Annotated in this window: 14 protein-coding genes; 5 read left to right on the forward strand and 9 right to left on the reverse strand. The window is 40.9% G+C overall.

Going from position 1 to position 16,415, the window contains the following annotated elements; translation table 11 throughout:
* Positions 1 to 59: 59 nt before the first annotated feature.
* Both CLV99_RS09535 and CLV99_RS09540 read right to left on the reverse strand, forming a co-directional pair.
* Positions 60 to 989 (reverse strand): septal ring lytic transglycosylase RlpA family protein, encoded by a 930-nt coding sequence (locus CLV99_RS09535; RefSeq protein WP_133584278.1) that lies wholly within the window; start codon positions 987 to 989, stop codon positions 60 to 62.
* 9 nt (positions 990 to 998) lie between these two features.
* Entirely contained in the window at positions 999 to 1,751 is a 753-nt protein-coding gene (locus CLV99_RS09540) for a hypothetical protein (protein WP_133584279.1), read from the reverse strand.
* 184 nt (positions 1,752 to 1,935) lie between these two features.
* On the opposite strand from CLV99_RS09540, the gene CLV99_RS09545 reads away from it, so the two are divergent.
* Positions 1,936 to 3,312, forward strand: a complete 1,377-nt coding sequence (locus CLV99_RS09545; RefSeq protein ID WP_133584280.1) for an NfeD family protein — start codon at positions 1,936 to 1,938, stop codon at positions 3,310 to 3,312.
* On the opposite strand, the gene CLV99_RS09550 is transcribed toward CLV99_RS09545, so the two are convergent.
* From CLV99_RS09550 to ychF, 6 genes are all read right to left on the reverse strand, one after another.
* Positions 3,298 to 4,359, reverse strand: a complete 1,062-nt coding sequence (locus CLV99_RS09550; protein WP_133584281.1) for a PA0069 family radical SAM protein — start codon at positions 4,357 to 4,359, stop codon at positions 3,298 to 3,300. The two genes, CLV99_RS09545 and CLV99_RS09550, sit on opposite strands and share 15 nt — an antisense overlap.
* A gap of 32 nt (positions 4,360 to 4,391) precedes the next feature.
* Entirely contained in the window at positions 4,392 to 6,458 is a 2,067-nt protein-coding gene (ppk1, locus tag CLV99_RS09555) for a polyphosphate kinase 1 (protein ID WP_133584282.1), read from the reverse strand.
* Positions 6,459 to 6,537: 79 nt separating this feature from the next.
* Positions 6,538 to 6,912, reverse strand: coding sequence for a hypothetical protein (locus CLV99_RS09560; protein ID WP_133584283.1), 375 nt, complete (start codon positions 6,910 to 6,912; stop codon positions 6,538 to 6,540).
* A 13-nt stretch (positions 6,913 to 6,925) separates the two neighbouring features.
* Entirely contained in the window at positions 6,926 to 7,504 is a 579-nt protein-coding gene (locus CLV99_RS09565; protein WP_133584284.1) for a DJ-1/PfpI family protein, read from the reverse strand.
* Positions 7,505 to 7,572: 68 nt separating this feature from the next.
* Positions 7,573 to 8,130 carry an NADPH-dependent FMN reductase gene (locus CLV99_RS09570; protein WP_133584285.1) on the reverse strand — a complete coding sequence of 186 codons (558 nt, stop codon included), beginning with the start codon at positions 8,128 to 8,130 and terminating at the stop codon, positions 7,573 to 7,575.
* 181 nt (positions 8,131 to 8,311) lie between these two features.
* Complete coding sequence (gene ychF, locus CLV99_RS09575) at positions 8,312 to 9,412, reverse strand: redox-regulated ATPase YchF (protein WP_133584582.1); 1,101 nt, start codon at positions 9,410 to 9,412, stop codon at positions 8,312 to 8,314.
* A gap of 113 nt (positions 9,413 to 9,525) precedes the next feature.
* Here ychF and CLV99_RS09580 point away from each other — a divergent pair, with 113 nt between their 5' ends.
* The 4 genes from CLV99_RS09580 (at position 9,526) to CLV99_RS09595 (ending at position 12,596) form a co-directional block, all read left to right on the forward strand.
* Entirely contained in the window at positions 9,526 to 10,209 is a 684-nt protein-coding gene (locus CLV99_RS09580) for a hypothetical protein (protein ID WP_133584286.1), read from the forward strand.
* Between the two features lie 104 nt (positions 10,210 to 10,313).
* Entirely contained in the window at positions 10,314 to 10,790 is a 477-nt protein-coding gene (locus CLV99_RS09585) for a hypothetical protein (RefSeq protein WP_133584287.1), read from the forward strand.
* A 194-nt stretch (positions 10,791 to 10,984) separates the two neighbouring features.
* Positions 10,985 to 11,938: a polysaccharide deacetylase family protein gene (locus CLV99_RS09590; RefSeq protein ID WP_246032728.1), complete on the forward strand. Its 954-nt coding sequence runs from the start codon at positions 10,985 to 10,987 to the stop codon at positions 11,936 to 11,938.
* Positions 11,939 to 12,149: 211 nt separating this feature from the next.
* Positions 12,150 to 12,596, forward strand: a complete 447-nt coding sequence (locus CLV99_RS09595) for a DoxX family protein (RefSeq protein WP_133584288.1) — start codon at positions 12,150 to 12,152, stop codon at positions 12,594 to 12,596.
* 34 nt (positions 12,597 to 12,630) lie between these two features.
* Here the strand turns inward: CLV99_RS09595 and purL are convergent, their stop codons facing one another.
* Positions 12,631 to 16,305: a phosphoribosylformylglycinamidine synthase gene (gene purL, locus CLV99_RS09600; protein WP_133584289.1), complete on the reverse strand. Its 3,675-nt coding sequence runs from the start codon at positions 16,303 to 16,305 to the stop codon at positions 12,631 to 12,633.
* Positions 16,306 to 16,415: the final 110 nt, after the last annotated feature.

Raw genomic sequence — 16,415 nt, forward strand, 5'->3', positions numbered from 1 at the left:
TATTAAGGTGTCTTCTATAACTGCATAACCTTCGTCACTATTATAACTCTATTTTAAAACTACTCTTGTTCTAAAGGAACACCATAGGTGATCTCCACTTGAAATTTCCTATCCAGTGCTCCGATTGTAGTGGCTACAGATTTAGATAATACCACGATCGCATCTTGCGTATCTTGATTGTCTCCAAACTTGCCCACAACTTTTGCAAAGGTAACACTTCGATTCATAGGATTTGTAATTTTTAATATAGTTCCTATCGGAGCAGTCTTATGTAAGGCAAGACTGGTCTGTCCATCGCCCCCTCCTAAGCTTTCCATCCATACACCAATACCCCGTTCTTTTTTTTCACGGATACCGTATTTATTCGGCTTGAACATCGAGTCATCAATTGCTTGATGCTCTTGGACCTCTTGTGGTACCTCTACTACTGCAGGAACCTCAATTTTGGGTTCAGGCTCAGGGAGATCGTGGTTAGGTATCTTTAGGATTTGTCCCTCTCTAAGGTTTTCTGAAGTCAGACCGTTTACTTTTTTGATGTCATCTACGGAGATTCCGAATCGTCTTGAAATAGCATAGAGTGTTTCGCTCTTACTTACTTTGTACTCTGTAACTTCTTGCGGATCTATCGAGACTTTTTCAGGTGTCGTATTTTTGTTCTGTGACTTTTGCTCTTCGGCGATAGCTTTTCCCCTAGGAATTTTTACAGTATCACCTACGCGTAGGTTTTTCTTGTTGTTGGTATTCATGATGTCCTTGACCGGGACGCCGTATACCCTACTCAACTGATAATATGTCTCCTGGGGAGTCAATTTATGGACGACATACCGTTGTCCATTTACAATTTCGTTTCCTATAGAATCAGGAGCGATGGTCAACTTTAAGGTTGCCATATTCTTAGCCTGAATTGGGGCCAATGTGCTTAATCCTAGTCCTAAAGCCAATAAAAACGATAATTTATGATACGATTTAATAGTTTTATTATGCTTCATAGCTTGCAATTATACTAAATACGTTGCAATTTCTTGTTTAGTATTTGATAAAAAGAAAATATGACGTTTGACTTGAAAATAGGGCTGAGGGATTAATCTGTCTAGACCTTTTAGTATGATTTTACTGTCAAGTATTTCATTCCTAGTGGATAGACTCAAGTGTAGATTATAGTGGTCATCCTCTTTTTTATGATAGCACCAAATGAATATCTCCTGATGTGTTTGTAACCACAATTGATCCTCAAATGAAAGCAATTCTGTGAAGTTGGGTAGCTTGCCTTGAAACGGGATAGGATAGGTAACTGTGTTGTGGGGCAGCTGAAAAACTTCATCTACAGCGTTATGTATAGTGCCGGTTTTCAAATCTATATAATAATCTACACCCGAAGGAATAGACCTGTGCGCTACTTTGAGCCAACCCTTGTATACCTCTTTTAACACATATTCTCGGTAGCTGAATACGATAGATTGGCTAGGAATGTGTAATACCTCGATGCCAGCTTGTATAGGTGATGATGTGCCAAAACGCTTGAAGATGAGAAAGTCGTCTTGTATCGCCTCCAGTGTCCATTCTTTTTCAGATGTGGTGTGTCTTTCTAGGATGCTCTCTCCTTCAAAATTGATTACGCTGAATGAAGGAAGTGTATCTGCAGGATCTCTATACTCTATAGCCAAACAATTGTTGGAGCAATCCACTTCTATTTTCCATATGGGAAAAGGGAAGTGTTTTTCAAATGCTTTATTAATTGTATATTTATTCATATGTTGTAAATTTGACTATTAATTGCCATGTAACATGTTCTGATTGCTTTGGCTTAGCTTCTTGCAATCAGGCTGGAATATCTAAATTCTTTGTTTGTGGTCATTTTATGCTCAAAGACACGCATATTATCTGTCTAGGAGCAGTTAGAACACAGATACTCACATTTATTTTAAGATATAATTTATGCTATACAAATTTACAAAATCCATTTTGTTGTTGCTATTTTTTGTTGTTGCAGGTGTAGCGGTAGTCAATGGACAGCATGTCTATAAAACGGAGTTAAAGGAGGATGTCGGTGCGAATTCCTGGCGGATTATAAAAAAGTCTTACGATCAGGCGATAAAGGAACAGGCCGACTATTTTTTGGTCGAGATGAATACGTTTGGAGGGGCTGTAAATTTTGCAGACTCTATTCGTAGTCTGTTGCTTAATGCGGAGATGAAGACTGTGGTATATGTGAATAATAATGCGGCTTCTGCAGGTACTTTGATCGCATTGGCTTCGGATTATATCTTTATGCATTCGGGGGCTTCTTTAGGAGCTGCAAGCGTGGTCAATCAGCAAGGCGAAATCATGCCTGAAAAATATCAATCCTATATGCGGGGGTTAATGCGGGCTACTGCTGAAGCCAAGGGACGTGACCCTAAGATGGCTGAGGCTTTTGTAGACCCAAGTATCGCTCTGCCCGCATGGAAAGAGGATGGAAAGATATTGACATTCACAGCGTCAGAAGCTGTGAAGGCAAACTTGGCCAAGGCGGAGGTGAAGCAGATGGAAGAAATCTATGCTAGCCTCGATATCGCAGCACCAAAAGTACAGAATTATGAACGGACATGGGTAGATAGCATCATTGGGCTTTTGGTCAATCCTTTGGTGAGTGGTCTATTGATCATGGGGATCATAGGAGGGATTTATTTTGAACTGCAGACGCCAGGTATTGGTTTTGCACTAGGGGTAGCCTTGGTAGCTGCCACTTTGTTTTTTGCTCCTTTGTACTTACAGGGTTTGGCTGACCATTGGGAGATTGCACTCTTTGTCTTGGGGGTGATATTGTTGGCATTGGAAGTCTTTGTAATACCCGGTTTTGGTATAGCTGGGGTATTGGGTATTATTTTTGTATTGTGTGGGCTTGCATTTTCAATGTTAGCCAATGATTATTTTGATTTTAAAGTATCTCAACCAGGTTTATTGATGAATTCTTTTTTAATTGTTATTGGAGCAATGGTTCTCTCCATAATTTTGATGGTAATATTTGGGAAGAATATTCTCAATACTTCCGCTTTCAAGCGTTTGGTATTGGCTGATGAGCAACGTGCTGATAGCGGATATACCTCTTCTGTACCTAAGGTTAATTTGCTGAATAAAGAAGGGATTGCTAGGACTGTACTCCGTCCCTCAGGTAAAATAGAAGTAGATGGGGTATGGTATGATGCTGTTGCATTAGATGGCTTTATTGATGCCGGTGAGAATATTTATGTCGAAAAGCACGAAAACTACAATCTTTTTGTTCGAAAATTAAGCGATCGACCTGCAGCAGCAGAAGTGTCAAAAGAGGCTTAACTGCTGTGCCTGAGATGTGTTTTCTGTGCGTTTAGCATAAGAAAAGGGGACGGTATTGAGATTGTTGCGTAAGCAATGCAAGCGGAAAGTGTCCCGGATAATCTCGGATATTTTGCCGGAGCCTTTCATGCGCTGACCGAATACGCTACTATTTACATTTCCCTGATGACAACTCTGGATAGCATGCCAGATTTTATCGCTCCGGTCAGGATAATTTACGGATAACCAGTTGTGGAATATATCACCTATCTGTCCATTGAGACGTACGATGATATAATTGGCCCATAAGGCTCCGTGAGTTGCCGATTCTTTGAGGATGGCTGGGATTTCATGGTCCGTTAAGCCGGGGATGACAGGGGCTACATTTACCCCAACGGGGATGCCTTGTTTACTTAATTCTTCTACAACTTTTAAACGTTGGGTGGCGGTTACCGTGCGAGGTTCTAGTTTTTTTCGGGTTTCTTCCGAAAGCGAAGTGACGGAGACAAATACCTTTATTAAATTCTTGTGGGCAAGATCAGTTAATAGGTCAATATCCCTTAATATGAGACTGTTTTTTGTGATAATACTGATGGGTTGTCGCTTAGCCAGTGCAATCTCTAAGATTTTTCGGGTCAGCTGTTTGCTGCGCTCGATGGGTTGGTAACAGTCTGTATTCCCAGAAAGATGAATGGGTTGGAAATCCCAGTTTTTCCGGCTGATAAAATCTTTGAAGAGCTTTGGCGCATTTTCCTTTACAATGATTTTTCGCTCAAAATCAAGACCGGCACTCAGATCCCAGTATTGATGGGAATTGCGCGCATAGCAATATATACAGCCATGTTCACAACCTTGATAAGGATTTGCAGAATAGCCCATCCCTACATCGGGACTATCTACACGGTGGACGAGCGTTTTTGCATCGGATGATAGAAAAGAAGTGCGGTTGCTCTCCTCATGATCAATATCTATCCCCTCAATAAAATAGTGTTCATACTGCTGAGCCCTATACTTGTTGTGCAGATTTATTTGTGCTCCTCGTCCTTTGATTATCATTTTATCCTCCATCGTAGGATAAAATTACTAAAAATATTAGTTATTTAGTGGGCTGATTTATTTTTTAGGTATTTATACAGTTCTATTTGAGAACGGAAAGATGTATCCTCATTTTTTACATACTCATTATCCAAGCTATTGTTTAGTAAACGCGCCTTTACATTGTCTTTAAGCTGTATTTTTAGCATATCGAGAATATCTGCCTTTAGTTTTTTATCGTTGATTTTTACAGCTGCCTCAATACGGTGATCGAGATTTCTCGTCATCCAATCTGCTGATGATATATAAGTCAGGTCTTTACCTCCATGATGAAAATAGAATACACGCGCATGTTCTAGGTATTCGTCCACAATACTTATGGCATGAATCGGGTGGATAAACGTCTTTTGATTGACGGCACAATATATACTGCGTACGATCATTTCGATTTTAACACCAGCTTCGGCGGCTTCGTATATTTTCTTGATCAAAAGCTTGTCACTGAGTGAGTTTATCTTGACGATGACATGTGCTTTTCTACCTGCTTGTGCTTCGGCGATCTCGACATCAAAGTAGTGCATTAATGTGTTGCGCATGTCATTAGGGCAAACGAGTAGGCCCCGCCCCATTTTGAGGGATTGCTCTAAGTCATGTTTAGGACGTCGGAGGGCATTGAATATTTTATTGATATCGGCCATTACAGTTCTATTGCTTGTCAATAAGCAATAGTCTCCATAGAGTTTTGCAGTTTTCTCGTTGATATTTCCCGTGCTCACAAAGCCATATTGGATTGTCTTACCATGAACACGCTTTTTGATGATACCGAGTTTTGCGTGGATTTTCTTATTGGGTATCCCCAATAGAACTTTTACTCCTTCCATTTCAAAGCGCTCTTTCCACTCCAGGTTATGGGTCTCGTCAAAACGTGCACGGAGTTCCAACATGACGGTTACATCTTTGCCATTACGTACCGCATTCACTAATGCATTTGCCACTTTAGAGTTGGATGCGAGTCGGTAGGCTGTAATCTGTATGGATAACACATCTGGGTCCATAGCAGCCTCGCGCAATAGGTCAATGACGTGTTCAAATGTGTGATAAGGGAAGGATAATAAAATATCCTTCTTTGTGATTACATCTGTAATGCGGGTTTGATCTGCAAGATCTGGATGTAAGAATGAGTTGCGTTCTTTCGGTTTATGGTATTTCCTGAAAACAGCCGGAAAATTCATAAAATCCTTAAAGTTATGTATTTTTTGCCCTGGAATGATACTGTCCTTTTTTGATATGTTCAGTTTCTTAATCAAAAAATCAACGAGTGTGGTATCCATTTCCTGATCGAAGACAAACCGTGTTGGTTTTCCTTTCCTTCTACTTTTTACGGCTTTGGCGATTTTGTCTGCAAAACTGGTATTGATATCGTTGTCCAGGTCAAACTCTGCATCTCTCGTTATTTTGAAGGCGTGTGCCGTGAACTCATCGAATCCAAAGAAAGAGAATATATGGGGCAGATTGAATTTGATAACATCTTCTAATAAGATGACATGTACCTCTTTGCTGGGGCAGGGAAGTAGTATAAAACGGCCGACTTGTGCAGTCGGAATTTCTATGACAGCAAATTTTGTCTCATATTGCCAATCTGCCTTTTTCATGGCTACGCCAAGATAGAGCGACTTGTCCCGCAAATAGGGCATGGGTCTCAGGTCATCGAGCAATAATGGGATTACACTGGACTCTACCTCGTCGATGTAATATTGCTTTACAAAGTGTTGTTGTTCTTCCGATAGCTCAGAGTTGTTCTTGATATATACCCGTTGCTTGGCCATTTCTTTCTGCACATCACGCCAGGTGTTGTCAAACTTCTTCTGTTGCTTGATGACCAATGTATTTAATGCATTGAGAATCAATTGGGGTTTTTCGAAGAAAATATTCTTCGCTTCTTTCTCGTCCACAGCGAGAGCTCGCTTCAGACCCGCTACGCGTACTCGGAAAAACTCATCTAGATTGTTAGAGAAAATGCCTAGAAATTTAATCCTTGAAATAAGGGGTACGGTTTTATCTGCAGCTTCCTGCAATACTCTACCATTGAAGCTTAACCAGCTAATATCTCTCGGAACAAATTTACGTGCCATGCCTACTTATCAATTTGATATCAAAACTATATTTCTAATGTTATCTAAATGTTAATTTTATGTGAATAGTGCTTGTTTTTTACTTTGAACCCATTCTCTTGACAATGTTGATGGCGTTATACTGCGCAGTGTCGTAGTAGGGAGCCTCCAGCTGCAGGGTAGTCGGATAAGGAGAGTTTTTGTTGAAAAAGAAAATCCGTGTCACACTATTATAGTCGTTGGTAGGGAAGAGGTCGGCACAGGCTTCGTAATTAGCATTTATTGGGTCTCCCACCGTTACGGCGTAGATACGTACAATTCCACCTTTGTTCTGCTCGTTACGAACGAATGCGACTTCCGCAAAATCTCCAGGTATATCTTTCATCGAAGGTTGACTGAAAGAATCCCAAATTAAATAACCTAAAATTAGAATAATGGGTATGGCGATAAACCATACCCTTTTGCTTTTTTTCATTTGTTGTTTATGATTATAAGTTGATCGTAATGTTCAGTAGTTTGTAGAAATCACGAAGTATAGTCTGATGGCCTGGCCAAGCTGGAGAGGTGACTAGATTGCCGTCTACTACAGACTGATCGGCAGGTATGTTTTTCCATGTACCACCAGCTAGTTCAATATCTGGTCCTACAGCGACGTATGCGGTCAGGGTGCGGCCTTTTAATACTTTGGCTGTCGTGAGTACCTGTATGCCATGACAGATAGCAGCTACCGGCTTATTTTTCTCGAAGAAGTGCTGTACGATCTCAATAACACGTTTGTTCAGACGGATATATTCTGCAGAGCGTCCTCCAGCGATGTAGAGCCCGTCGTACTCTTCGGGATTGACCTGATCAAAACTCTTATTGATTACAAAGTTGTGTCCTCGAAGTTCTTTGTAGGTTTGGTCTCCTGTAAAGTCATGTACTGCCGTAGGGATGGCGTCGCCTTTATTTCGATCTGGAGCAATAGCGTCTACTTCAATACCGATAGATCCCATTGCTTGAAATGGAACCATAGCCTCATAATCTTCCACATAGTCGCCTACCAAGAGTAATACTTTCTTTGCCATAGCATTTTGTTTTTTTAATGTTACTTATTATTTATTTAAACAATCAACATGTTCTAAAGTTTTTTGACTTACTGGGCTAATCGCTCTGCCATCAAGCGTTTTGTTTTCCTTACCTTAGCCTCCAATTGGCTACGGAGAAGTGGGGTTGTAACTCCTTTACCTTCCTCAAAGTTGACGTCGAATTCAGGTAGAGAGAATGTTTCCAGCACTTCGGCGCCATCAAATGGCATTCGCTCCGTTGCAATCTGTAATACGGACTGCCCGCCTCGTCGTCCTTGACTGGTTGCTAGTAGAAAAACAGGCTTTCCGTTATATACCTTTCGGCCTTTGATCCGGGAAGTCCAATCGACTAGGTTTTTATACCCCACATTATAGTTGCCGTTATTTTCAGCAAATGAGATGAGAATCAGGTCCGCATTGTCGATTTTTTCTGCAAAATGAAGTGCTTCATTGGGGAGGCCTATTTCTCGCTCTTTGTCTTTGGAGAACAAGGGCATTTCAAAGTCATTCAAATCAATTATCTCAATGACGTCTTCTTTCTCTTTATAATACTTGCTTACGGAAGTTGCGAATTTCTTATTGATGGAGTCTGAGCTGTTACTCGCGCCAAAAACTAATATCTTCATGCTGATAGTTTAATTATTAATAGGTAGAGTCACCCTCAAAAATAAGGTTGCGCTGGTACCATTTTTCTGACTACAATTTAAGAATAATTTTAGATAAAGAAGACTGCAAACCGCAATGTCCAAAATAATAAAAGGGAGCTACCTCTACGGTGCTCCCTTTTATTATTATATAGCGATGAGCTTATACGTTAAAACGGAAATGCATGATGTCACCATCTGCAACGATATAAGTCTTTCCTTCTACAGCTAATTTTCCAGCTTCTTTGACAGCAGCTTCAGATCCATAGTGTACAAAGTCTTCGTATTTGGTTACCTCTGCACGAATGAATCCTTTTTCGAAATCTGTATGGATTACACCAGCGGCTTGAGGGGCAGTATAGCCTTTCTCTATTGTCCATGCTCTTACTTCTTGCACTCCGGCGGTGAAGTAAGTGGCAAGATTCAATAAGGAATAAGCAGCGCGAATAAGCTTATTGACACCAGACTCTTCAAGGCCTAGATCATCCAAGAAGAGCTGACGTTCTTCGTAGCTTTCGAGTTGGGCAATCTCAGATTCGATTTGAGCAGATATTACCAGAACCTCTGCATTCTCATCTTTAACAGCCTCTCTTACACGTTCTACGTAAGCATTGCCGGTATTGACAGAACCTTCATCTACATTACATACATAGAGTACCGGTTTTACAGTCAGTAAAGTAAGGTCTTCGATATATTCGAAATCTTCCTCGCTGATAGGTGCTGTACGTGCTGATTTGCCTGCTTCTAAGTGCTCTTTTATAATAGAAAGGATTTCAAAAGTCTTTTTAGCGTCTTTATCTCCTCCTGTCTTAGCCATTTTTTCGACTTTCTGTATACGTTTTACAACGGTATCAAGGTCTTTTAATTGCAATTCGGTGTCGATGATTTCTTTGTCGCGGATAGGGTCTACTGAGCCATCTACGTGGATGACGTTGCCATCATCAAAACAACGCAATACGTGGATAATCGCATTTGTTGTACGGATATTACCCAAGAATTGGTTCCCCAATCCCTCTCCTTTAGAAGCACCTTTCACTAATCCGGCAATGTCGACAATTTCAATAGTGTTCGGAACGATCCTTTGTGGATTTACAAGTTCTGCCAATTTAGTGAGGCGTTCGTCAGGAACGGTAATAACACCTACGTTGGGTTCGATTGTACAAAAAGGGAAGTTCGCTGCTTGTGCCTTTGCATTGGACAAACAATTGAATAATGTTGATTTACCTACGTTTGGTAGGCCTACTATACCACATTGTAAAGCCATGAGTCTTGCTGAAATATTTAAAATTTGCACAAAGATAGAAAATTTAGTGCAACAAAAAGTGTATTGTAATTTCCTTTCTTTGCTTATTTTTGTGCTGCAAATTATTACTTACTATGAGATTATTTTTTACTTTGTTAGGCACGCTCGTGTGCTTTGCTGTTTCTGCTCAAAAAAAGCTGGATCACAAATTTAGTTTTGGGATGAACTATGTCGTCGGAAGCTCTGAAAACCGTAATTACGATAGCTGGAGTGAGGCGATTGAAGACGACTACTTGAGTCTAAAGTTTGATTATGTCGCCAGTTTCAAGCTAAACCAGTTTATTGCGGTTGGGCCAGGTGTTGGGATACGCCATTTGATCTCTTTGGATGAAACTTCTAGCGATCGTTCTGTAAATACAAATGTATTTGGCTATTCGTCCAATACCATTTCTAACTATTTTGCGATTCCCGTTTTTGTTAATTTCAATGCCCGCTTTATCGATAAAAAGGTGAGCCCTTTTCTATCTGTTTCAACAGGGTATTCTTTTGCTCTTAATGATAGCGACATCGAGTTGTATGATATTAATTCTGGGGGAAGGGATAACTATACCTCTAAAATAAAATCGGGTTTCATTGCGAATGCACAAGCAGGTGCTAATGTCCGTTTTCGTAACGGTATGAATATTTCTGCGGGCCCTTATTTTGAATTTCAGCCTACCTCGATTGTCCGTACCAGTGATGCAGGTAGTCGGTGGACTAGTGATAAAGTGAAACGTAATCTGTATCATATCGGTCTACAGGTGGGCTTTGCTTTTTAAATAACATTAATTTTACATCTTTTAACAATTTCTCTGTTAATCTTTTTCCTTAGTTCTATGTCCTAACATATAACTAAGGAAAAAGAAGAATAAGGAGGATTGTTATGAAAAGATGTTTTTACCTATCGCTATTATTTATTGGACTCGGGTTTTCTCAACCCAGCCAGGCACAGGTCAGTGTCAATATTAATATCGGCAGCCAACCGCTATGGGGACCTGTAGGTTATGATTATGTACGGTATTACTATATGCCGGAAATTGATGTGTATTACGATGTGACGAGTCGGAAATACACGTATTATCAAGGTAATAAATGGGTGACTAAATCGAAGTTACCTGGACGCTACAAACATTTTGATGTCTATCGTACCTATAAGGTAGTGCTCAACGACCCTTCGCCTTGGCGTTACCATAACAACCACCGCCGGCATTATGGGCATTATGCGCACAATCACACACAGGTGATATTGCGAGATGGAGACCGGGGAAGGCATGGTCGACATGAGGAGCGATATAACAAAAAGTCACATGGAAAGCATAAAGAGTCTAAGCATCACGGACGAAGAAATTGGGATGATTAGTGTCCCATTAGTTGTAGTTTAAGTTTGTTTGGAAGCCCCTAAGCCTGATGGTTTAGGGGCTTTTTAGTTCACATGGAATTTTGGTATATAATTTGTTTCAACTCTTTTAGAAAACACAAAAAAATATACTTTGAATTAAGATATTTGTTCTAATTTTGTGGAATATTTAGGGTAATCGTTAATTGTAATAATACATGATGAAGAAAGGTAGAGGGTTAGCTTTTCTAGTTGGAGCTACTCTCCTAGGAGTGTGGATGAGTTCTTGTCAAAATTTGTCTTCGGCCGCTTTAGGCTATGTGAATCGGGATTCGATTGAAGGAATTGAACAAGAAGAAATTGTACAGATCAAAAAGCCGTTGTTGCTTGATAAGTGGGATTCCTTACAGAAGAACCAAATACACTTTGTTGTAGATACCCTCAAGCCGATAGATATTAAGACCCAAAAGAAGATGTTGAAAGACTCTCTTCGTCGTGAATTTGATAAAAAACCTAAACACGTCTTTTTGACATTTGATGATGGTCCTTTGGTAGGAAGTGCTGCGATAGACTCGCTGGCAAAGGCGAAGAATATTAAAGTCAATGTTTTCTTGGTTGGTCGTCATGCCAGTGTGATCAAGGGGCGTAAGCGTGATTTAGCGAACTACGAGAAAAATCCTTTGGTTGCTTGTTATAATCACAGCTATACGCATGCTTATAATAAGTATAGCCATTTCTACAGCAACCCCGTTACTGCATTCGAAGATTTTGAGAAAAACGAGAAAGAGCTGAATCTTAAGCATAAGATAGTGCGCCTCCCTGGACGTAATATCTGGATATACGATAATGTCCGTAAGATTGATTTGCAAAGTGGTGCTAGTACAGCAGATATGCTGTTTGCAAATGGCTATAAGATCTATGGTTGGGACGTGGAGTGGCGGATCAACAGTTTGACCGGAGTGCCTGTCCAATCATTAGAGTCAGTCTACACGAAGATGCGTAATTTCTTGAATTACCAAAGCTCTATGACTCCTAATAATGTGATCCTATTGATGCATGACGATATGTTTCAAACAAAGAAAGGACAGCAGTTGTTAGCTGGTTTGATCGATAGCCTCAAAAAAGAGAATTATCATTTTGAGTTCATGCAAGATTATCCTATTAAATACTAATACTGTAATTTTTACATGTAAACTGGAAGCATCAAAAAGACGATTTTTAACGTTTTTTTGATGCTTTTAATATATAATACCTATTTCTTAAATCCTCAAGCCTGTCTTCAGAGGAGTTCAATTGTCCCTAGGTGTGTTTTCATGATATACAACTTTCTTTCTGAAATTGCGTTATACTATAAAATATACCAATTTTAGAAAGGAGGTCTTTATGAACCTAATTCACAGTATTGAACATTGGGGTGATCGTCATCATCCACAGTGGTTAGACTATTTTAGAATAGCATTAGGTGTTATTATCCTTGCCAAAGGGATTAGTTTTGTCAACGATCAAGAAGCTGTGCGGCGATTGATTGAGCAAACGAATTTTCAATTGTCTATCTGGGGTGCAGTACACTATGTAGTTTTTACCCATTTGGTAGGTGGATTATTTATCATTTTTGGTTTTCAAACGAGATTAGCGGCCCTGTTGATATTCCCAGTGGTGGTAGGGGCGGTCTTTTTTGTTAATATCACTAGGGGATTTAGTTTCCTCAATTCCGAGCTATGGCTGTCGGTGGTGGTTTTGGTCTTACTGGCAGTCTTTATGATTGTCGGCTCAGGAAGATTTTCGCTGGATCATATGATGAATAAGCCGGGGTATCGTCGGTCTATCTAAAAAAAAGCTCTCCTTTTAAGGAGAGCTTTTTCAGTTATTTTTTGTTGCTTTCGCACCAAGTTTTTGCATTAACGAATGCCTCTAACCAAGGACTAACCTCGTCTTGACGGCCATTCGGGTAGTGTGCCCAGTTCCATTGGAATGTCGAGCGTTCGATATGTGGCATCGTGACCAAGTGGCGGCCTGTGGTATCACATAACATCGCTGTATTGTAATCAGATCCATTTGGATTGTGCGGGTATTGCTCATAAGCATATTTAGCAACAATCTGATAAGCTGACTCTTCTTTTGGTAAGTTGAATTTTCCTTCGCCATGCGAAATCCAAACACCCAAGGTAGAGCCCGCAAGAGTTTTTAACATGATCGAATTGTTCTCCTGAACTTTGACCGATACGAAGTTTGATTCGTGTTTGGCAGAGGTATTGTGCAACATTTTGCCATGAACATCGTGCTCTGGGTTGACCAGCTCAAGCTCCATAAACAATTGACAGCCGTTACATATTCCGACAGACATGGTGTCTGGACGGGCGAAGAAGTTGTCTAACGCTTTTTTCGCTTTTTCGTTGTATAAGAAAGCACCGGCCCAACCTTTTGCCGAACCTAATACGTCCGAGTTGGAGAAGCCACCTACAGCACCGATAAATTGTATGTCTTCTAGTGTCTCACGTCCTGTGATTAAATCGGTCATGTGTACATCTTTGACATCAAATCCAGCAAGGTACATGGCGTTTGCCATTTCTCTTTCTGAGTTGGAACCTTTCTCTCGGAGGATAGCGGCTTTAGGACGCGCTCCCGATGCATTTATAGCCGGTTTTTTACCGTTAAAGTGTGCTGGGAAAGCAAATTGTAAAGGTTGGTTCTTGTAGTTGTTATAACGCTCTTGCGCCATACCATTTTTCGACTGCTTTTGGTCTAGTAAGAACGAGGTTTTGTACCAAGTGTCGCGAGTTTCAGTCACACCAAATGTAAATACATCTGCATTGTTTTTGAAACTTACGGTATCACCTGCGATGACTTCGCCTATTTTCACTGCTTCTACACCCGCAGCTTGGAAAGCAGCTTCTAAAGTAGCGTTGTCTTTTGCCTGTAGTACGACAGCAATGTTTTCATTGAATAATGCTTTTACCATATCTACTTCGCCCAAGCCAGATAGGTCGTAGCTCGCGGCAAGGTTTACATCGGCAAATGTCATTTCGAGTAATGTCGTTACCAAACCACCAGAACCAATGTCGTGACCTGCTTCGATTTGACCATTTGCGATCAATTGTTGTATGGTATGGAATGCTCTTTTGAAATAAGCGGCATCCTGTATCGTTGGTACTTCGGCGCCGACTTTGTTTAAAATCTGTGCAAATGAAGAACCACCCAGTTTAAAGGTATCTTTAGAGAGGTTGATGTAATAGATAGAGCCACTATCCTTCTTTAGGACAGGTTCTACCACTTTACTAATGTCTGTACAGTTTCCTGCTGCAGAAATGATAACAGTTCCTGGTGCGATGACATGGTCTCCGTTTGGATATTTTTGCTTCATCGAAAGGGAGTCTTTCCCTGTAGGGATGTTGATGCCCAGTTCGATTGCGAAATCAGAACAAGCTTTTACTGCTTTGTAAAGGCGGGCGTCCTCACCTTCATTATTACATGCCCACATCCAGTTGGCCGATAGGGAAATTCCTTCGATACCATTAATGATAGGAGCGAATACGATATTTGAAAGTGCTTCACCGATTGCGGTCTTGCTGGCAGCAGCAGGATCAATCAACGCGGCTACAGGCGAGTGACCTACAGTGGTAGCAATACCTTCTTTGCCTTTGTAATCCAGTGCCATCACACCTACGTTGTTCAATGGCAGCTGTAGTGGGCCAGTACACTGTTGTTTGGCTACGCGACCACCCACACAACGGTCTACTTTGTTTGTTAACCAATCTTTGGAAGCGACAGCTTCCAATTGTAATACTTGGTTGACATATGCTGGTATTTCCTGAGTAGTGTAGGAAAGATCGGCATAGTTACGTGTGATACTGTTGTCCCGCATGATTGTTTTAGGAGATGATCCGAAGAAATCTTCTAAAGCATAATCCATTGGTTTTTCGCCTGTGGTTTTCGATTCAAATGTAAAACGGTTATCGCCCGTCACATCACCTACGGCATACATTGGCGAGCGCTCACGGTCAGCAACACGTTTTAACGTATCGATATCTTTTTCAGCAATCACCAAACCCATACGCTCTTGGGATTCGTTTCCAATAATTTCTTTTGCTGATAGGGTAGGGTCACCTACTGGAAGCTTATCTAAATCAATCAGGCCTCCGGTTTCTTCGACAAGCTCTGATAGACAGTTTAAGTGTCCACCTGCTCCATGATCGTGAATCGATACAATTGGGTTGTTGTCGGACTCGACCATGCCACGTACGGCATTGGCTGCTCTTTTTTGCATTTCTGGATTAGAACGTTGTATCGCATTCAATTCGATACCTGAGCCAAAAGCACCGGTGTCCGCAGAAGATACTGCAGCGCCTCCCATTCCGATACGGTAGTTTTCACCACCTAGAATAACGATTTTATCACCGACTTTTGGGGTGTGTTTTTTCGCTTGGTCTAGCTTTCCATAACCAACACCACCAGCCTGCATGATTACTTTATCATATCCTAATTTACGTCCTTCTTCTTCATGTTCAAAGGTTAATACTGAACCTGTGATGAGTGGTTGTCCAAATTTGTTTCCAAAATCTGAAGCACCATTGGATGCTTTGATTAAGATATCCATTGGTGTTTGATACAGCCATGGGCGTTCTTGCATTCCTTTTTCCCAAGGACGGTCTTGCAATAAACGAGAGTATGCTGTCATGTAAATAGCCGTGCCAGCGAGCGGAAGAGCTCCCTGTCCACCGGCCAATCTATCACGGATCTCGCCGCCAGATCCCGTAGCCGCACCGGAGAACGGTTCTACTGTAGTCGGGAAGTTGTGTGTTTCGGCTTTGACAGACAATACAGAGTCGAAGTCTTTCTCTTCGTAAAAATCAGGTTTGTCTGCTGATTTAGGGGCAAACTGTGTTACTCTAGGGCCTTTGACGAAAGCGACATTGTCTTTGTAAGCAGATACAATGTCATTCGGATTGGTCTCTGATGTCTTTTTGATCAACTTAAATAATGACGTAGGTTGTTCTTCTCCATCAATAATAAAAGTGCCATTGAATATTTTGTGACGGCAGTGCTCTGAGTTGGCTTGCGAAAATGCAAACACTTCGGAGTCGGTCAGCTTGCGTCCCAGCTTGGTCGATAGGTTGTTTAAATACGCTACCTCTTCTTGATTTAGAGCAAGGCCTTCTGACTTATTGTAGGCATCGATATCATCGATATCGATAATAGGCTCTGGCGTGATATGTATGGTGTACATATCCTGTGTCAAGGCTTCAAACTTTTGAGAAATCATCGGATCGAAATCATTGAAGTCTGCAGGTACAGGCTGAAATTCTTCAATACGGACAATTCCTTCAATGCCCATATTTTGTGTGATCTCTACAGCATTGGTACTCCAAGGTGTCACCATGGCTGCGCGCGGACCTACAAAGTAGCGGCTTAAGGTTTGTTCTTCTAGTTTTTTGGCATTGCCAAATAGCCAGTTTAGTTTAGTAATGTCTTCTTGTGATAAAGAGTTTACGCTTTGAACACCGTAGATGGTATTCGATGGGTTCTCAAAGAAATGAATCATTATATAATGTTGGGTTTTGAACGTTCTTCAACTTTAAAGCACAAAGTTACGGAATATTTTAAATAAGCAACTAGCTTTTCCCTCAAAAGCCTATCTTTGTATCTCTTAAA

The organism is Sphingobacterium yanglingense, assembly GCF_004363245.1.
Classification (GTDB): domain Bacteria; phylum Bacteroidota; class Bacteroidia; order Sphingobacteriales; family Sphingobacteriaceae; genus Sphingobacterium; species Sphingobacterium yanglingense.